This is a genomic window from Roseateles sp. P5_D6, assembly GCF_054049415.1.
The window spans coordinates 64,413-81,660 of the sequence record NZ_JBFUMK010000012.1 but is presented as its reverse complement, the minus strand read 5'-3'; the positions used below and the strand labels follow the sequence as shown (position 1 = coordinate 81,660).

The 17,248-nt window shown below is 69.5% G+C and carries 16 protein-coding genes; 12 read left to right on the top strand and 4 right to left on the bottom strand.

The window, feature by feature from the left end:
- Positions 1-18 precede the first annotated feature (18 nt).
- From ACXJKM_RS17440 to ACXJKM_RS17425, 4 genes are read right to left on the bottom strand one after another with little or no spacing between them, the layout of a single operon-like run.
- The gene (locus ACXJKM_RS17440) at positions 19-2,592 is read right to left on the bottom strand and encodes an ATP-binding protein (RefSeq protein ID WP_457354002.1); all 2,574 of its coding nucleotides are present in this window, start codon (positions 2,590-2,592) and stop codon (positions 19-21) included.
- A gap of 4 nt (positions 2,593-2,596) precedes the next feature.
- A complete protein-coding gene (locus tag ACXJKM_RS17435) occupies positions 2,597-3,514 on the bottom strand; it encodes an aspartyl/asparaginyl beta-hydroxylase domain-containing protein (protein WP_235531965.1) in 918 nt (305 codons plus the stop codon).
- Positions 3,511-4,380: a lysophospholipid acyltransferase family protein gene (locus ACXJKM_RS17430; RefSeq protein WP_056197013.1), complete on the bottom strand. Its 870-nt coding sequence runs from the start codon at positions 4,378-4,380 to the stop codon at positions 3,511-3,513. Before ACXJKM_RS17430 ends, ACXJKM_RS17435 begins: the two co-directional genes overlap by 4 nt.
- The gene (locus ACXJKM_RS17425; protein ID WP_457354000.1) at positions 4,371-4,865 is read right to left on the bottom strand and encodes a GFA family protein; all 495 of its coding nucleotides are present in this window, start codon (positions 4,863-4,865) and stop codon (positions 4,371-4,373) included. The genes ACXJKM_RS17430 and ACXJKM_RS17425 overlap by 10 nt, the downstream gene beginning before the upstream one ends.
- Positions 4,866-5,229: 364 nt before the next feature.
- Between ACXJKM_RS17425 and ACXJKM_RS17420 the strand changes: the two genes are divergently transcribed.
- The 12 genes from ACXJKM_RS17420 (at position 5,230) to ACXJKM_RS17365 (ending at position 17,248) form a co-directional block, all read left to right on the top strand.
- A complete protein-coding gene (locus ACXJKM_RS17420; protein ID WP_457353998.1) occupies positions 5,230-6,606 on the top strand; it encodes a sigma-54 dependent transcriptional regulator in 1,377 nt (458 codons plus the stop codon).
- Between the two features lie 424 nt (positions 6,607-7,030).
- A complete protein-coding gene (locus tag ACXJKM_RS17415) occupies positions 7,031-7,177 on the top strand; it encodes a hypothetical protein (RefSeq protein WP_457353996.1) in 147 nt (48 codons plus the stop codon).
- 8 nt (positions 7,178-7,185) lie between these two features.
- Positions 7,186-7,776, top strand: a complete 591-nt coding sequence (locus tag ACXJKM_RS17410) for a DUF4255 domain-containing protein (RefSeq protein WP_457353994.1) — start codon at positions 7,186-7,188, stop codon at positions 7,774-7,776.
- Positions 7,773-8,681, top strand: a complete 909-nt coding sequence (locus tag ACXJKM_RS17405) for a hypothetical protein (protein WP_457353992.1) — start codon at positions 7,773-7,775, stop codon at positions 8,679-8,681. The genes ACXJKM_RS17410 and ACXJKM_RS17405 overlap by 4 nt, the downstream gene beginning before the upstream one ends.
- Positions 8,682-8,709: 28 nt before the next feature.
- Positions 8,710-10,629: a phage tail sheath family protein gene (locus tag ACXJKM_RS17400; protein ID WP_457353990.1), complete on the top strand. Its 1,920-nt coding sequence runs from the start codon at positions 8,710-8,712 to the stop codon at positions 10,627-10,629.
- Positions 10,630-10,641: 12 nt separating this feature from the next.
- Positions 10,642-11,094 carry a phage tail protein gene (locus tag ACXJKM_RS17395; RefSeq protein WP_457353988.1) on the top strand — a complete coding sequence of 151 codons (453 nt, stop codon included), beginning with the start codon at positions 10,642-10,644 and terminating at the stop codon, positions 11,092-11,094.
- A 3-nt stretch (positions 11,095-11,097) separates the two neighbouring features.
- Positions 11,098-13,965, top strand: a complete 2,868-nt coding sequence (locus ACXJKM_RS17390) for a phage tail sheath C-terminal domain-containing protein (protein ID WP_457353986.1) — start codon at positions 11,098-11,100, stop codon at positions 13,963-13,965.
- Positions 13,962-14,429 carry a phage tail protein gene (locus tag ACXJKM_RS17385; protein ID WP_457353984.1) on the top strand — a complete coding sequence of 156 codons (468 nt, stop codon included), beginning with the start codon at positions 13,962-13,964 and terminating at the stop codon, positions 14,427-14,429. The genes ACXJKM_RS17390 and ACXJKM_RS17385 overlap by 4 nt, the downstream gene beginning before the upstream one ends.
- On the top strand, positions 14,426-15,250 hold the full coding sequence (locus ACXJKM_RS17380) for a CIS tube protein (RefSeq protein ID WP_457353982.1): 825 nt from the start codon (positions 14,426-14,428) through the stop codon (positions 15,248-15,250). The genes ACXJKM_RS17385 and ACXJKM_RS17380 overlap by 4 nt, the downstream gene beginning before the upstream one ends.
- Positions 15,251-15,265: 15 nt before the next feature.
- A complete protein-coding gene (locus ACXJKM_RS17375) occupies positions 15,266-15,448 on the top strand; it encodes a hypothetical protein (RefSeq protein ID WP_457353980.1) in 183 nt (60 codons plus the stop codon).
- An 11-nt stretch (positions 15,449-15,459) separates the two neighbouring features.
- Positions 15,460-16,530, top strand: a complete 1,071-nt coding sequence (locus ACXJKM_RS17370; RefSeq protein ID WP_457353978.1) for a phage late control D family protein — start codon at positions 15,460-15,462, stop codon at positions 16,528-16,530.
- Between the two features lies 1 nt (position 16,531).
- Positions 16,532-17,248: a phage baseplate assembly protein V gene (locus ACXJKM_RS17365; protein ID WP_457353976.1), complete on the top strand. Its 717-nt coding sequence runs from the start codon at positions 16,532-16,534 to the stop codon at positions 17,246-17,248.

Genomic DNA, 17,248 nt, shown 5'->3' with positions numbered 1-17,248 from the left:
GGCTTGCCCGCCCGTTCGTCACGCCCCAGCCAAGGCCAGGGCTTCTGCGAGGCTCAGGGTTTGCCCGGAGGCCCAGGCCAGCTTGGCGCCGTCACGGCTGAGTTGGGCGCCGGCCAGGCGGCGCACACGCGCCAGCGCGCGGGCTTCACGCGAGCCCAGGGCGCCCAGATGGCGCTGCCAGTACTGCTCGGCAAAGGCCGCCAGCTGCAGCGCCTGCTCGGGGTGGCGCAGCCGTGCCAGCGGCCGAGGGAAGAGCTGCAGCGTCAGGGCCCGCGCGTGCAGATGCTGACGCCCATGCGCGATGCGCAAGGCCTGGCGAGCCGCCGCGAGCATGGCCGGCCAGTCGCGGCGGGCTTCGTGGACCATGGCGAGCGAGATGGCCGCGTCGAGTTGGCCCACGCCGTCGCCATCGGCCTCGGCCAGCCGCTGGCAGGCGGTGATCCAGCCCAGCGCGGTGGCGATGTCGCCCAGCTCGATCAGGCACTGGGCGCGGTTGCGCAGCCTTGCGGCGGCCTGGCGCGAGTGGCCGACCGCCTCCCACAGCTCCTGGGCGCGGGCGTACAGCGCCTCGGCCTGCGCGGGCTGGCCACGCGACACGGCTATTGCCGCGAGCTGCTGCCAGGCACGCGCCTCGGTGGCCACGTCGCCGACGCGCCGGGCCAGGCCGATGGCTTCTTCAAGCGGGCGGGTCTGGCCCTGCTCGCGGTTGTCGCCGGCCAGCAGTACCCAGGCACGGCGCACCAGGGCCGGTGCGCGGGCGACGGGGTCGCTGCCGGCCAGTTGCAGCGCACGCTCGGCCTCGGCCAGCGCGAGGGCGCGGTCGCCATGTGTGAAAGCCAGTTGCGCGCGCAGCTCATGGCCGGCGGAGCAGGGCGCGAGTTGCAGCAGCAGGCCGAGCTGGTCCACCAGCGTGCGGTCCACGCCGTCGCTTTCCCAGCAGGGGCGCATGGCCAGCGCCAGGCGCAGGCCGGTGGCCGCGTCACTGTCGTCCGCCGCGCTGGCCACAAGGGCGCGAGCCTGCTCGCGCCGTGGCGCCCAGGCCGTGATGGGCGCCTGCAGGCCCAGCGCCAGCGCCCAGTCGCACAGCGCCGCGCGCAGCTTGCGGCGCGCTTGGCGCTGCTCGGCCGCGTCCAGGTGCGCCAGCACGCCGCGGCGCAGCAGCTCCAGCATGCGGTAGCGCGGCTCGGCGTCGCCGCCGGCCTGCAGCAAGGAATGGCCGACCAGTTCACTCAGCAGTGCCGGTGTGCCGCCGAGGGCTTCGACGTCGGCCCAGGCGAAAGCACCGGACAGGGCGGCCAGGCGCTGCAGCAGGGCGCGCGGCTCGGGGCCGAGCAGGGCCAGGCTCCAGTCCAGCAGGCCCGCCACCGAGGCGTGGCGGGGCGCTCGCGTCGGGCTCGCGAGCCAGGCAGGCAGTGGCGCGGCCTGCGTGCCGAGGCCGCGCCACTGCGCCAGCATCTGGGCCGGCGAAAAGCTGCGCACGCGGGCGGCCGCCAGCTCCAGCGCCAGCGGCAGTCCCTCAAGCTCGCGGATCAGTTCGGTCAGCGCGGCCTGGTTGTCGCGGCTGGCGTGGAAGTCGGCCCGCACGGCGCGGGCGCGGTCGATGAAGAGAGCCTGGGCGGTGTCCTGGGCCGAATTTTCAGCACTTGCGAGCGGTGCCACATCGACGAGGGTTTCGCCGTCCACCTCCAGCGCATGCCGGGACGTGACGAGCAGGCACAGCGTGGGCGCCTGCGCGAGCAGCCGCTGCACGGCCTGGGCGACGACGCCGAGGGCCTGCTCGGCGTTGTCCAGCACCAGCAACCGAAGGCCGCCGGGGTCTTGCAGCGCAGCCTCGATGGCCGGCCAGCCGCCGCCGCGCGTGACGGTCAGGGCGCGCTCGAGCGCTGCCACGAGGCCGGCCTCATCACGCACCTCGGCCAGGGCCGCCATGCCGCAGCTCCAGTGGTGCTCGCCGAACTGCAGCCAGGCCAGTTCCACCGCGAGCCGGGTCTTGCCCACGCCGCCTGGGCCGACGAGCGTCAGCAGGCGCAGCTGGGGCAGCCGCACGGCCAGCGCTTCGAGCCGGCCAGGCGGCGCGAAATAGCGCGTCAGGTAGCGCGGCAGGCTGGTCGCGAACGAGGGCAGGGCGGGAGCGTGCACGAACTCGAGCACCGGCTGCGGCTGCGGGGGCAGATCGTCGGCCAGCGCCGCCAGCCGATGCCGCTCGGCGACGACCCAGTCGTCGAAATGGCCGGGCAGCAGCTCACCGCCATAGTGGGAAGCAAGACGGGTGGCCTCGAAGTCATGCACGTCTGAAGCCAGCGCGCCGGGCAACAGCGAGAGCTGCAGACGGTCGGCGTTGAAGAGCGGCGCTTCGTCGGTTTCGAGCAGGGCACGCAGCGTGGACAGGGTCTGGCGCAGCCGGTTGCGGCCGACGTCCAGTTCGACACCCGGCCACAGCAGCTCGACAAGTTCCTCGCGCGGATGCTGGCGCCTGGGCGCCAGCGCGAGGCGGGCCAGCAGCAGCACGCTGGCGCGGCTGGGCAGGCGGGTCAGCTCGACGCGGCCGGCCCGCTCGATCTCAAAACCACCGAGCAGGCGCAGACGGAGCATGGGTTCAGAACAGCCACCAGACGAACAAGCCGCCAAAGATCAGCCACTGCAAGCCGTAGTAGGCGAAGCGGCTCCTGGCCTTGATGCGTTTGCCGAACATGCGCACCTGCTGCACATAGGCAAACAGCCGGTTGATGCCGCCGGTCTTGTCGGTGTCCGAGTTGGGGGCGGCTGCGGCGCGGATCAGCGTGTGGCTGATGAAATGGTTGAACCAGCGCGCCACCGGGTTGTTGAGCGGCCGCTCGACGTCGCAGAACAGGATGATGCGCATCACGTCCGACTGGTTCTCTGCGTAGTGCAGATAGGTCTCGTCGAAGATGACGCCCTGGCCGTCACGCCAGGAATAGCGCTCGCCGTCGACCGAGATATAGCAGCTGTCGGCATTGGGCGTGACGAGACCGAGGTGATAGCGCACCGAGCCGGCGAAGGGATCGCGGTGGGTGACGAGGCGCCCGCCCGGCGGCAAGGCCGCGAACATGGCGGCCTTCACGGTCGGGATGCGCTGCAGCAGCCCGGTCGTCACCGGGCAGAGTTCGCGCGCCGACGGATGCGCGTCGCCATACCACTTCAGGTGAAAGCGCGTCCAGCCGGTCTTGAAAAAGCTGTTGAAGCCCGCGTCGTTGTACTTATCGCTCTTCTTGATCTCGCCCGCGTCGGCCAGCTTGAAGGCTTCGGCGCGGATGTCCTGCCAATGGTCTTGCAGCAGCTTGAGCTCCGGGAAGCCGGCCACCGGCAGATAAGGCTTGGCCGGCAGCCTGGAGAACAGGTACATCAGGCAGTTGATGGGCGCCATGAAGGTGGAGTGATCCATCAGCTGGCGGAAGAAGCGCAGGCGCACGCGACCGCGGAAATGCACGTACATCGTGCTCGCGATGAAGACCGCCACGATGAGCAGCTTGATATAGGGAATGTCGTGGGTCATTTGGCGTAGAAGTCAGCCTCGCCGGGAGGCCGTGACTTGAAGCGCTTGTGCAGCCAGAAGTATTGGTGCAATTGTCGGCGCGCTTGAGCCTCGATGACGGCATTCATGCGGGTGGCGTCCGCCACGATATCGTCGGTCGGGAAATTTTCCAGCGCCGGCTCGATGACGAGCGTGTAGCCATCCGCCTCGCGGCGCGGGTAGCAGGGCAGCACAGCCGCTTTGGTCACGGCGGCCATGCGCGACAGCCCGCCGATGGTGGCCGCCGGCACGCCAAAGAAGGGCACGAAGACCGAGTCGCGGTGGCCAAAGTCCTGGTCGGGCAGGTAGTAGAGGCGATAGCCTTCCTTCAGCGCCCGCAGCGTCGGCCGCGTGCCCTGCTGGCGCGCAAAGATGATGCCGGTGCCAAAACGCAGCCGCTTGGCGCGAAAGAACGCGTCCAGCCAGGGGTCCTTCTGAACCGAGTAGATGCTGACCAGCGGCGTCTCCAGCGACACCCGCAGGCCGGCCAGGTCCAGGCCGGTGAAGTGGGGCATCATCAAGATGACATTGCGGCCATCCAACGCGCGCAGGTTCTCAAGGCCTTCGATGCGGACCAGGCGCTTCAGGCGCTCGCGCGAAGCGAACCAGCCATAGCCGTACTCCAGCAGCATCTGCACCATGGCGACGAAATTCTGGCGCAGCAGGCGGCGGCGAGCTGCCGGTGTCCAGTCCGGCAGCGCGAGCTTGAGGTTGACTTCACCGATGTGCCGGCGTGACGACGGCATCGATGCGACGAGGTTGCCAATCAGCCAGCCCAGGCCCGTGATGGCGCGAAACGGCAGCCAGCTGAGCAGCCAGACAAAACCGACAAGAAGCCTCAGGCCCACGCGCCACCCTCACAGAAGTCCATCCACGCCATCGTCCGCGCCCCACTTGATCCAGGGGCGGCATCGTAGTGGCTGCGGCCGAGCCGCCTCGCGCTAGGGCTCAAGGCGGCTTGTGCTGTCACGGTCATGCGCGTACCGGCGCACCAGAGGAAACTGCGGCAGCCACGACTCGCGGCGAACGGTCCAGAGTTCGTAGGTGGGCTGCAGCTGGCTGGGGCGTCCAGTGCGCCCAGGCTCACCTCGATCTCGTCGGCGCTGCAGCCGAACACGGACGAGCCGCAGCGTGGGCAGAAGAAGCGCCCGGCGTAGTCGCGGGTCTCGCCGGTGATAGTCACCGCGTCCTGAGGGAATATCGCGCTGGCGTGGAACAGTGCGCCGTGGTAGGCGCGGCAATCCAGGCAGTGGCAAAGGCCCACCCGGTACGGCTGCCCGCAGGCCACGATACGGACGTCGCCGCACAGGCAGCCGCCCGTGAATCCATCCATGCCACGCCTCCAGTCAGGCGACGGCGCCGCGCACCTGAGGTCGCGACGCCATCAGCCAAGTCATGCATTGCCTTGTTCCTGAATCCCCAGCAACTCAGCTTCGAAGGGCCGCCTCGACGCCGGGCCGCCACCCGGCCGAATCGTTAACCGCTTCCCTAAGCTGAAGTATGGAGCTTCGTTTCATGCCTCTTAAACTCAAACCGCCCCAACGCTCTTGAGGTTGCGCCGAAGTCCAAGCCCGCTTGGCCAACGCAGCCTGAAGCGCTTTAGCGTGCCCTTGAGCCGACCTCGGTGACCTAAGTCAACGGCGTTTCGGCCCCTTGTACGTGGAACTGCTCGTCGCGGCTGACATCGAGGTGCTCGAATGGAAACGTGCAGGTGGGCCGTCGTGGCTGCTTCCTGCCTGAAGGGGCACGCGCAGACGGTCATTTCAATGATGAGCGGCCTGGACGGCATAGAGGTTGCCGCGTCCAGCGACGCTGACGACAGGTTGAAGGGTTTGGTCGGCATTGTTCTCGTCATCGACCCTCACGACCTGCAATCTGCGGCCGAGCAGGTGACCCGGCTGCACCAGCGGCATCCCTCGTGCGCGCTGTTGTGTGCTGCCGAGAGGCACGCAGCCGTGGACATGGCCGCCTTGCTCAAGGCGGGTTCCCACGATTTCATCCTGCTCCCATGCAGCGCCGCAGAGCTGGATGTCCGCCTGCGCAGGGCTACCGGGCATCTCGGGCCAGGCGCGGCACCCGGTGCCGTCGCACCGCGCCCGGACGCCATCCGCGGCTTCGTCTATGTGAGTCGATCCTGCGAAATGGTTGCGGCCAAGCTGCCGGTGATTGCCGCTTGCCAGGCCAACGTGCTGATCACGGGTGAGACGGGCACAGGCAAGGAGGTCTGCGCGCGAGCCGTGCACTACATGTCGGCCCGCGCCTCGCGGCCCTGGGTGGCGCTGAACTGCGGCGCGCTGCCGACGGAGCTGGTCGAGAACGAGCTCTTCGGCCATGCCAAGGGCGCCTACACGACCGCCCACGCGGCCAGCCCGGGCCTGGTGCGTCAGGCGGAGGGCGGCACCTTGTTCCTGGACGAGGTGGACTCCCTGCCGCTGCCGGCGCAGGCCAAGCTGCTGCGGTTCCTGCAGGAGCACGAGTACCGCCCCGTGGGTTCGAGCTCGGTGGTGCACGCCGATGTGCGCGTGATCGCGGCCAGCAATACCGACCTGTACGCGCTGATGCAGGGTGCGCATTTCCGGCAGGACCTGTTCTTCCGGTTGAACGTGCTCAACGTGAACATCCCTGCGCTGCGCGAGCGGCGTGAGGACATCCCGGTGCTGGCGCTGCACTTCCTGCGCGAGTTCGCGCGCGAGTTCGACCGTGGGGTGGGCACGCTGTCGTCCGCCGCCTTGCACAAGCTGTCCATGCACGACTGGCCAGGCAATGTGCGCGAGTTGCGCCATGTGATCGAGCGCGCCGTGCTGCTGTCCAAGGGGCCCACGCTCGGGCCGGAAGACATCGACATCGGCCGCGCCGGCAGCGAGACCCAGGCTGCCGAGGACGAGTCGTTCCGCGCGGCGAAGACGCGCGCGGTCGAGAGCTTCGAGCGCGGCTATGTCGAGCAGTTGCTCACCGTCCACGGCGGAAACGTCACCCATGCCGCGCAGGCCGCCAAGAAGGACAGGCGTGCCTTCTTCGAGCTGATCCGAAAGCACGGCATCCAGCCGCAGCGCTTCCGGCTTCCTGCCGCCTGACCCACCCCATCCCGAAGGCTTGTCGACGGCCACCGCAGCCTGCGGTGGCTGCGGCATGCCGTGGGCCGTTGCGGTCAGGACAAATCCAGCACGGGGCCAGGACAAATTCATCCTGACCGGTCTGCCCTCTCGCGGCGCGTCGGCTGGCCGCGCTTGCTGTGCTGCGGGGCAGGACAAAACCAGCCACCCCGGGAGCGGCCGCGCGGCCAGGTGCCAGCCAAATCAAGGGCTTGAGCGAGACCGCACACCTGGCACATCGCTTGCAGGGTTAGGCAACGTCAAACGTCATCAAGACATGGCTGAAGGGACAGATCCCACGGCGACCGTGCGTGCGTTGGCCAGATACCTGCGCGCGAATCCGCATGCCTCGGACACGGTCGAAGGCATCTGTCTTTGGTGGCTAGCCCCGGGAGTGGAGATCACGATGGAACAGCTTCAGACTGTGCTCGGCTGGTTGCAGGAACAAGGTGTCGTCGAGGAGTTGCGCGCGGCCGATGGCCGCCGCCGCTACCGGCGCATCGCCGGCGACGCCCAGCTCGACGACCTGCTGGGCGACGCCCCGCGGGGCTGATTGCCAAGATGGCCAACCACCGCGCCATCGCCGCCGCCAGCACCGCGCTGGCCGGGTTGATCCGTGACCACTATCCGCGCGACGAGTTCGGCGCGGGCCTCGAGGTGCAGCTCTACCAGATGCGTGACTTCGAGTCACCGATGCAGGACGGCTTCTCGGTGTGCCTGTACCGCGTGGCGATCAACGGCTCGGTGCGCAACCTCACCATGCGCCGCTCGCCGGACGGGCGCAACTTCAGGCCGTCGCTGCCGCTGGACCTGCACTACATGGTCACGCCGTGGGCGCAGGACGCCGAGATGCAGCACCGCATGCTCGGCTGGGTGATGCGGCTGATGGAGGACACCGGCACGCTGTCGGCGGGCCACCTGAACCACTACCTCAGCGAGACCGACACCTTCGCGCCCCACGAGGCGCTCGACCTGGTGTGCGACCCGCTGTCGCTGACAGACTACCTGACCCTGTGGGACCGGCTGCAGCCGCGCCTGCCGGCCTCGGCCACCTACACGCTGCGCATGGCCTTCATCGACTCCGACGTCCACGTTGAGGGCGGGGCGGCGGTGCAGACGCGGCGCTTCGACATGCGCGGGGTGACGGCATGAGCCTCGCCGCGCGGTCGCTCGAGGTGCTGGCACGCCACGCCGCCATCGGCGTGCGCTTCTGGGATGCCGCGCGCAGCACGTCGCTGATCGACGGCCTGCAGGTCGAGGTGTTCGCACGCTCGAACCCGCGCGTGCGCAAGCCCATGAGCCCAAACCTCAGCGGCGTCTACGTTGGCCACAGCGTGCCGGGCCTGCGCGACTTCGAGTTCTCGGACACCGATCCGCAGCAGCTGTGGGCCACGGCCGAGGCGGCGCTGCGCGCCTGCCGCATCGAGGTGCGCGACCCCTATGGCCGCTTCCTGCCGCTGGCCATCGACGTCGACCTGCCGGTGCGCGGCCTGCTGACCTGGAACGCGCCCTGGTTCTCGCCGCCGCAGCCCATTGTGCTGCCGGGCACGCCAGGTTCACCGCCACAGCTGATGCTGCAGCGCATCCCGCTGTTCTCGGCGCCGAGCCGCGGCGTGCCGGATGCGCAGGCCGCCGTCTACGCGCAGATGCGCGACACCGCCAGCGGCCGGCCGGCCGCCTGGGCGCTGCTGGGCGTCCGCATCGAAGGCCAGCGCTGCGGCCTGGGCCTGGCCGACGAACAGGGCCGCGTGGCCGTGATGTTCCCCTATCCCGAGCCGGCGCGGCGCGCGCTGTCCTCGCCGCCCGAGGCGCGCAACGACTTTTCATGGCCGGTCGAGCTGGACGTGTTCTGGTCGCAGGCCTCGCCGCCGGCGCCGGTGCCTGCGATTGCCGACCTGGCCGACGTGCTGGCGCAGCTGAACACGCCCGGCAGCGTCGACGACCTGGTCTCTTCGCCGACGGCCTCGCGCCGTCTTGCTTACCGCGTGCCATTGACGGCACGCGCGCTGGGGGCGGCGCCGGCCGACGCGTCCTGGCTTTCCGTCTCTGCCGCCTGAGTCACCCGCCTACCGCAGGAGAAGCGATATGCCCGAGTACCTTGCCCCCGGAGTCTTCGTCGAAGAGGTGTCGTTCCGCTCCAAGTCGATCGAAGGCGTCAGCACGACCACCACCGGCTTCGTCGGCCCGACGCGTTACGGGCCGCTGGACATCGAGCCCGAGATCATCACCAGCCTGGTCGAGTTCGAGCGCACCTATGGCGGCCGCGAACGCCTGGACTACCAGGACGCCGGGGAGATCGACAACTACATGTGGCACGGCGTGCGCGCCTTCTTCGAGGAAGGCGGCAAGCGGCTCTATGTCAGCCGCGTGTTCACGCCGACGAATGAAGCGGATCCCTGGTCGGGCCACGCCTTTGGCGGACTGCCCGGCAGCCCGTCGCCGCTGGCGGTGTTCGCGCGCTTCCCCGGTGCCATGGGCGATGCGCGCGTGAGCTTCACCTTCAAGATGGGCCAGAGCGTGCTCGTCGCCGACGGCACCGTGCCGGGCGTGCGCTCCCTCGCCAACCGCGACACGGTCTGGATCCGCCCCGCACCAGCGGGCGGCGCCGGTTCGCCCGCCGTGGCCGAGGGCTACTACCTGGCGCTGCGCGACACGGTCAACGAGAGCTGGGCCTTCTCGTCCACCGGCGACGACCTGGCGACGGCCGATGTGCAGCTCGCCCAGCTGACGCCGGGCGACTACGAAATGCGCATCGTGACGGTCAGCGTGACCATCGCGCCGCTGACCGGCATCACCGTGCCCTTCACGTCGCCGGACCTGCCGCTGGACCCCGACCACGAACGTGGCGGCAGCCCCGACGGGTTGTTCGACTACTTCTCCGAGCATCCCGCCAGCATGGCGCGCGCCCGCACGCTGCCCATCGTCTTCCGCGAGGCCGATGTCGCCGGCATCAACACCGGCGTCGACCTGCTGGGCCTCTTCTTCACCGCAGCGCCTAGCATCGGCTCGCCGGCCACCGGCCTGCAGGCGGCGCTCGAGAACGACGACAGCTCGCCGGCCCAGCGCAGCGTCGCCATCGTGCTGGAAGACGGCGACGACGGCAACCGCCCGCAGGCCGACGAATACGCCGGCATCACGACGCTCGACGACCGCAAGACCGGCATGGTCGCGTTCGAGGACCTGGAGGACATCTCCATCGTCGCCGCACCGGGTTCCACCTTCGGCTACGAGGAGCCCGGCTACGGCCCGACCGCACGCACCATCGTGCGCGCGCTGATCCGCCACGCCGAGCGCATGAAATACCGCATCGCCGTCATCGACAGCGGCGATGACCAGGCCATCAGCGAGGTGCGCGCCATGCGCGCCCAGCTCGACTCCACCTACGGCGCCCTCTACTACCCCTGGATCCGCGTGCTGGACCCGCTGAGCCAGCGCGAGATCCATGTGCCGCCATCGGGCTTTGTCGCCGGCATCTATGCGCGCAACGACATCAACCGCGCCGTCTACAAGGCGCCGGCCAACGAGGTCGTCAACCTGGCCCTGGGCTTCGAACGCTTCCTCAACAAGTCGCAGCAGGAGGTGCTCAATCCCGAGGGCATCAACTGCTTCCGCTTCTTCGAGGGCCGCGGCATGCGGCTCTGGGGCGCCCGCACCATCAGCTCCGACCCCGAGTGGAAATACGTCAGCCTGAGGCGCTACTTCGCCTTCGTCGAGCGGTCCATCGACAAGGGCACGCAGTGGGCGGTGTTCGAGCCCAACGGGCCGGTGCTGTGGGCCAATGTGCGCCGCACCATCGAGGACTTCCTGCGCCAGCAGTGGGAAACCGGCGCGCTGCTCGGCGACAAGGCCGAGAAGGCCTTCTTCGTGAAGTGCGACCGCTCCACGATGTCCCAGAACGACCTCGACAACGGCCGGCTGATCTGCCTGGTCGGCCTGGCTGTCGTCAATCCCGCCGAGTTCGTCATCTTCCGCATCGGCCAATGGACGGCCGACCGCAAGGTTTAACAGGAGCCCGTCATGGCCGAGTTGCGAGACCGACCTTATGTGCAGTTCAACTTCCTCGTCGACCTGGGTGACGGGAACACCGAGGGGCCGCAAGCCGGCTTCCAGGAGCTGAGCGGCATCGGCATGGAAGTCACCGTGTCCGAGTACCGCACGGGCAATGCCCGCGAGAACAGCGTGATGAAGATCACCGGCATGAACAAGGCGACCGACGTCACGATGAAGCGTGGCGTGATCGGCTCGCTCAACCTCTACCAGTGGCTGGACCAGATCCGCAATGGCGACCAGGACGCCATGCGCACGGTCACCATCCAGCTGCAGAACGAGGACCACACGGCGGTGGTGCAGACCTGGAAGCTGCTGCGCGCGCGCATCATCAAGCACACCAGCGGCCCCTTCAATGCCAAGGGCACCGACGTCGCGATGGAGGAACTCGTCCTCGCCTACGAGCGCCTCGAGATGGAGTGATTGGTGCTAGCCGACGCCATCGCTCGCCGACTGCCCGGGATCCGGGTCGACGTCGCGCCACCGCCGGCGGTCGATGCGCTGCCGCGCATGGACGTCGCGGTTTTCGTCGGCTTTGCATCCACCGGGCCTCTGCACCTGCCGGTGGCGATAGAAAGCGCGGCCCAGTACGCCGCGGTATTCGGCCCGGATGCGCCCCTGGCCTGGGATGCGCAACGGGGCGAGCGGGTGCTCGCCCATCTCGGCTGCGCGGTGCGCGCCTTCTTCGCCAATGGCGGCCGGCGCTGCTGGGTGCAGCGCATCGCGCGCAGCGAGGCGCTCGAGGTGGCGCGGGGCGCCGATCCTTCCCTGCCCGGCGTCGCGCGCAGCAGCCGCTTCGCGGTGCCGGGCGTGCTGGCCCTGCCGGTGGGCGGGGCGGCCGTGTCTGCGCTGTCGGGCACGCGCTGCGAAGGCTCCTGGGCCGACCCGCTGCGGCTGAGCTGCGCCGCGCTGGTGCGTGGCCTGGCCATCGAGGGGCTGGTGGAGGCGAGCTCGCCGCCGGGCGATGGCCTCGTCTTCCGTTCGCGCGTGGCGCTGCGTGTGGGCGACCTGCTGCAACTCGGCGACCGCGACCGCGTCTGCGCCTATGCGCGGGTGGAAGCGGTCGACCGGGGACAGGGCGGTGATAGCCTGCAGCTGGTCGAGGCGCGCATGCTCGCGGCCTTCGAGCGGGCGAGCGGCCTGCTGTCACCGGGGTTGCCGGGCAGCGCCGAAGTCCGGGGCTTTGGGGCTGCGGTGTCGGCCACCTGGCTGGGTGCCGACGCCGAGCATGACGACGTCGCTGCACTGCAGTTCGATGATCCGCTGCCGGCCTTGCTCGAAGCTGGCCACTGGGCGCGGTTCGAAAGCGCCGCTGGCGTGCTTTGGCAGCGCATCGATAGCATCCACCGCGAGGCATCGTTCGCCGGCAGTCCGCCTTCGATGGCCACCGCGCTGATGACGGCGACCACCTTTGGCCCGGCCTGGCAGGAACTCGGCGCGGTGCTGCCGCCCGAACTGGGCGGCAGCACGCAGGCGCAGCGCGTCGAGCTGGAACTGCGCACGAGCGCGGACGCCGAGGTCACGCGGCGCTCCGGCATCGGCCTCGCACCCGCGCATCCAGCGTCGTTCTGGACGCTGCAGGACGATGCCGCCTTCTACCGGCCGCGCGATGACCGTCCGCCGCAGCCGCCGGGCGAACTGCCGCGGTTTGCGCTGGCGCCGCTGCCGGAGGATCAAACGCTGGCCTGGCTGCCGCTGGGCGTCGAGCCCTTGCACGGTGCCGCGCTCGCCCCCTTGCCGCAGGACGAGACGGCGCTGGAGCGCGACGGCCTGTCGCGCTTCGACGCAAGCCTCTTCGTCGACCCGGAGTTGGTGAACGACGGCGTCGCCACCGTGGTCGCGCATGCCGACGACATCCGCCTGATCCGCCCGAATCCGCGTGAGCTCTTAGGCCTGCATGCCGCCCTCGCCATCGGCGCGGGCGGCCTGTTCAACGAGGCCAGCCTGCTCGCTCTGCCCGACGCCATCCACCTCGGCTGGCAGCGCCGTGTCGATGTGCCGCCGGAGCCGTCGCAGCCGGAGGGCCCCGATGCGCTGCCCTTCTGGGGCAGCCACGCCGGCCCCTGCGCCACTCAGAGCTCGGCGCCCGAGGGTGGCCCCGATTTCGCCAGCTTCCTGGACTGCAGCACCCGGCTGCTGGCAGCACCCTGGTTGTCCGGCCCGGATGCGCCGTTGCCGCCGGGCCCCTACCGGCTGTCCTGGAGCGACAGCGAGCCGGGTGCCACCTATGTGCTGCTCGAAGCGACCGCGGCCGACTTCAGCGACGCACGCGAGGTCTATCGCGGCCTGGGCCTCGAACACCGCATGGTCGCCATGCGCGAAGGCGTGCTGCGCTACCAGGTGTTCGCCTGGCTGGACGGCCAGCGCAGCCTGGGCTCCAACCCGGTCACGGTGGTGGTGCGTGGCGAAGACTGGGAGCAGCTCGCGCCCGACGCGGCGCAGTTGGTGCACGAGGCCGACTGGCTGGCGGTGCAGCGCGCGGCACTGCGCCTGGCCAATGCCTGTGGCGACCTGTTCGTCGCGCTGGCGATGCCGCGCCACTTCCGCACGCCGCAGGCCCTGCTCTACACGGCGCGGCTGCGCGCGGTGCGCCGCCCGCCCGCGCAGGGCGACCCGCATGCCTTCGGCTACGACGAGGCGCGGGCGCTGTCGCATGGTGCGATGTACTTTCCCTGGGTGCAGTCGGCGCTGCGCGATGGCCTGCTGCCGGCCGCGCCGCGCGTGGTCCCGCCCGATGGCCTGGCCATGGGTGTGCTGGCCGCGCGCGCCTCGCAGCGCGGCGCCTGGATCGCGCCGGCCAACCAGGCGCTGCGGGACGTGGTCGCGCTGGCGCCGCCGGTGCGCAGCATTGACCGCCAGGCCTTGCAAGATGCACAGATCAACCTGTTGCGCGACGACCCGCGCGGCTTCCTGACACTGTCGGCCGACACCCTGGCCCACGACACCGAGCTGCGCCCCATCCAGGTAAGGCGGCTGCTGGCGCTGCTGCGCCGGCTCGCGCTGCGGCGCGGCACGGCCTGGGTGTTCGAGCCCAACGGCCCGGCGCTGCGCCGCTCGATCAAGCGCGGCTTCGACATCCTGATGGGTGACCTGTTCCGCCGCGGCGCCTTCGCCGGCGCGACGCCGTCGCAGTCCTTCCGCGTCGTCACGGACGAAACCGTCAACACGCCGCGCGAGGCCGATGCCGGCCGCCTCGTCGTCGAGCTGCATGTCGCGCCGGCCCAGGCCATGCGCTTCATCGCGGTGCGCCTGCTGCAAAGCGGCGAGCGCCTCAGCGTGGCCGAAGAGCTATGAGCGAGGTCGCCGTCGTCCGCCCCTTCACCGCCTTCAACTTCGCGGTGGAGATCTTCCGCGGCGAAGAGCCCAAGCCGCTGGTCTCGGCCGCCTTCGCCGAATGCGACGGCCTTGAGATGAGCATGGAGGTCAAGACCATTCGTGAGGGCGGCTCCAACGACCGGCAGATCCGCCTTAACGGCGCGATCGCCTACGGCCAGCTGACGCTCAAGCGCGGCATGACCGAGAACTTCGACCTCTGGCACTGGTTCCAGGACTGCGTGAAGAACCCCTATCTGCGCGCCGAGGCCGAGGTCGTCATGTACGCGGCCGACGGCCACACCGTCACCGCCAGCTTCCAGCTGTCGCGCTGCGTGCCGGTCAAGCTGAAGGCACCGGCCCTGAACGCGCGCGACGGCCAGGTCGCCGTCGAGGAACTGCAGGTCGCCTACGAGACCCTGCGCTTCAACGGGATCCAGCCATGACCGAACTCAAGCGCGCCGTCATGTTCGAGCTCGAACCGGGCTTCGAGAACAAGAAGGAGGACGGTCAGTCCGTCGAGGTGCAGTTCAACCCCGAGACGTTGAAGCTGACCTTCAGCAACGAGCTCAAGACCCCCGAGGGCGGCGACCAGAAGGCCGGCTCCGACGGCATGCAGTTCGTCGGCTCCAGCACCACCAAGCTGGCGCTGCAGCTGTGGTTCGACGTGACCGCGATGGAGAAGGACCCGGTCGACGACGTGCGCCGCCTGACCACCAAGGTGCTGTACTTCATGAAGCCCAAGGAATCCGACGCCGATCCCTCCAAGAAGGTGCCGCCCGGCGTCTGCTTCCACTGGGGCGACTTCATGTTCAAGGGCATGATCGAGGCGCTGGAGGAATCGCTGGAGTTCTTCTCGCCCGACGGCAAGCCGCTGCGCGCCAGCCTGTCCCTGACCCTGAGCCAGCAGGCCATCCTGGAGCAGAAGCTCGACGGCGCCGGCAAGGTCGAGGTCAAGCCCGGCCACAAGCCGCCGGGCCATGCGCCGCTGAAGGCGGCCAAGCAGGGCGACTCGCTGCAGAACATGGCGGGCAAGAACAAGAAGGGCGGCAACAAGGACGGTTGGCAGGGCATCGCCGCCGCCAACGACATTGAGGACCCCCTGCGCATGGCGCCGGGGCAGTTCGTCAATCTCAATGCCTCTGTCTCCGCAGGCGCGTCGGCCTCGGCCGATGCGTCATTCGGCGCCTCGGCTTCCGCATCGGCAGGGGGCGGACTGAACGCATCGCTGGGCGGCGCCAGCGGTGCACGCCTGGCCATCGGCTAACACGAGGAGCACAGCATGGGTTCCGTGGTTGTCAACGATTTCGAGGTGCTGCGCGATGCCCAGCCCCAGCAGCCCAAGGGCGGCACGTCCGCGGCCAACGACGCCCAGGGCGGCAAGCCTGAAGAGCTGCCGCCCCAGGAGGTCAAGGACGCCTTGCAAACGCTGCGCACGCAAGCCCTGCGTGTCTGGGCTCATTGAGGTAGCCGACCATGCCCGGTCCATCCACTGACGCCATCGACAGCTCCCGCCCGTCGGTCGAGATCGACGCCCAGCGCGATGCCGGCCTGTGCGCGGGGCTGATGATGATGGACATCGTCGAGACCAGCGAAGGCCTGGCGCGCGCCGACCTGGTGTTCGGCAACTGGGGCGGCAACGACAGCGGCGGCTTCCAGTATTTCGACCGCCAGCTGCTGGATTTCGGCAAGGCCTTGTCGGTCAAGGTGGCCGACGACCTGGTGTTCAAGGGCGCCATCAGCGCCATCACGGCGCAGTTCCCAGAAGGCCGGCCGGCCCAGATCGGCGTCTATGCCGAGGACCGCCTGCAGGACCTGAGGATGACGCGGCGCACCCGCAGCTTCGCCGATGCGACGCTGGCCGACGTGCTGAGCCGCATCGCCGGCGACCACGGCCTGCAGGCCCAGACCGACCTCAGCGGCGAGACCTACAAGCACCTGGCCCAGGTCAACCAGAGCGACCTGGCCTTTGTGCGCGACCTGGCGCGGCGCGAGGACGCGCAGATCTGGATCGAGGACATGCAGCTCAAGGCCGCTCAGCGCGCACGCCGCGAATCGCCGACGGTCGAACTGGCCTGGCCGGGCGACCTGCGCGAGTTCTGTGTCTGCGCCGACCTGGCCCACCAGCGCACCAAGCTCGTCGGCTCCGGCTGGAGCGTGGCCGACAAGCGCGTGGCCCGCCACGAGGCCGACGAGGCCGCCATCCGCGCCGAGCTCAACGGCAATGCCAGCGGCGCCGCCACGCTGGAGCGCGCCTTCGGAGGCCGCATCGACACGCTCGCCCATGCCTTGCCGGCGGTCGATGCCGAGGCGCGCGCCTTCGCCGAGGCAAGCTTCCGCCACATGGCGCGCCGCTTCGTCGTCGGCCACGGCGTGGCCAAGACCAAGCCCGGCCTGCGTGTCGGGGCCAAGCTCAAGGTCAAGGGTGTCGGCCCGTTGTTCGAGGGCGACTACACCGTGACCGAGGTGCAGGTGCGCTTCGACGCCAAGGGCGGGCTGCGCACCGAGTTCTGGTGCGACCGTCCCGCGATTGGCGAAGGACGTTGACATGCTCGTGACTGACCTGCCACCCTTCGAGCAGCTGCTAAACGAGCGCGTTCCCACCGGCTGGGGCGGACGCTGGTATGGCGTGGCGCCGGCCATCGTCATCGACAACCAGGACCCTGATCAGCAGGGGCGGGTCAAGATCACGCTGCCCTGGTCGCCCGATGCGAGCGGCCAGCGCTACGAGGGCTGGGCCCGCATGGCGACGCTGTTTGCCGGCAACGACCGTGGCAGCTGGTTCATCCCCGACGTCGATGACGAGGTGCTGGTCGCCTTCGAGCATGGCGACCCGCGCCGGCCCTATGTGCTGGGCGGGCTGTGGAACGGCCGCGACGCGCCGCCGGCGTCCATGGACAGCAACAACACCAAGAAGGTGATCTGTTCGCGCAACGGCGTGAAGCTGACGCTGGACGACCAGGACGGCCAGGAGTCGTTCAAGGTCGAGACGCCGGGCGGCCAGTCGGTCACGCTGAAGGACGGCCCGGGCTCGGTGACCATCGAGGACAGCAACGGCAACTCGATCAAGCTGGAGGCCGCGGGCATCACCGTCACGGCCTCGGCCAAGGTCACGGTCAACGCGAGCACGGTCAGCGTCAGCGCGGGGCTGTTGTCGGTCGATGCCGGCATGGCGACCTTTTCCGGCACTGTCCAGGCGACGACTGTCATTGCCAGCACGGTGATTGGCAGTTCCTACCTGCCTGGCGCAGGGAATATGTGGTGA

Bases quoted from the DNA above. Each gene is read 5' to 3' on its own strand.
- ACXJKM_RS17365 (WP_457353976.1), top strand. From the start codon at position 16,532: ATGCTCGTGACTGACCTGCCACCCTTCGAGCAGCTGCTAAACGAGCGC.
- ACXJKM_RS17385 (WP_457353984.1), top strand. From the start codon at position 13,962: ATGAGCGAGGTCGCCGTCGTCCGCCCCTTCACCGCCTTCAACTTCGCG.
- ACXJKM_RS17405 (WP_457353992.1), top strand. From the start codon at position 7,773: ATGAGCCTCGCCGCGCGGTCGCTCGAGGTGCTGGCACGCCACGCCGCC.
- ACXJKM_RS17435 (WP_235531965.1), bottom strand. From the start codon at position 3,514: ATGACCCACGACATTCCCTATATCAAGCTGCTCATCGTGGCGGTCTTC.
- ACXJKM_RS17410 (WP_457353994.1), top strand. From the start codon at position 7,186: ATGGCCAACCACCGCGCCATCGCCGCCGCCAGCACCGCGCTGGCCGGG.
- ACXJKM_RS17420 (WP_457353998.1), top strand. From the start codon at position 5,230: ATGGAAACGTGCAGGTGGGCCGTCGTGGCTGCTTCCTGCCTGAAGGGG.
- ACXJKM_RS17425 (WP_457354000.1), bottom strand. From the start codon at position 4,865: ATGGATGGATTCACGGGCGGCTGCCTGTGCGGCGACGTCCGTATCGTG.
- ACXJKM_RS17400 (WP_457353990.1), top strand. From the start codon at position 8,710: ATGCCCGAGTACCTTGCCCCCGGAGTCTTCGTCGAAGAGGTGTCGTTC.
- ACXJKM_RS17440 (WP_457354002.1), bottom strand. From the start codon at position 2,592: ATGCTCCGTCTGCGCCTGCTCGGTGGTTTTGAGATCGAGCGGGCCGGC.
- ACXJKM_RS17415 (WP_457353996.1), top strand. From the start codon at position 7,031: ATGGAACAGCTTCAGACTGTGCTCGGCTGGTTGCAGGAACAAGGTGTC.
- ACXJKM_RS17395 (WP_457353988.1), top strand. From the start codon at position 10,642: ATGGCCGAGTTGCGAGACCGACCTTATGTGCAGTTCAACTTCCTCGTC.
- ACXJKM_RS17375 (WP_457353980.1), top strand. From the start codon at position 15,266: ATGGGTTCCGTGGTTGTCAACGATTTCGAGGTGCTGCGCGATGCCCAG.
- ACXJKM_RS17380 (WP_457353982.1), top strand. From the start codon at position 14,426: ATGACCGAACTCAAGCGCGCCGTCATGTTCGAGCTCGAACCGGGCTTC.
- ACXJKM_RS17370 (WP_457353978.1), top strand. From the start codon at position 15,460: ATGCCCGGTCCATCCACTGACGCCATCGACAGCTCCCGCCCGTCGGTC.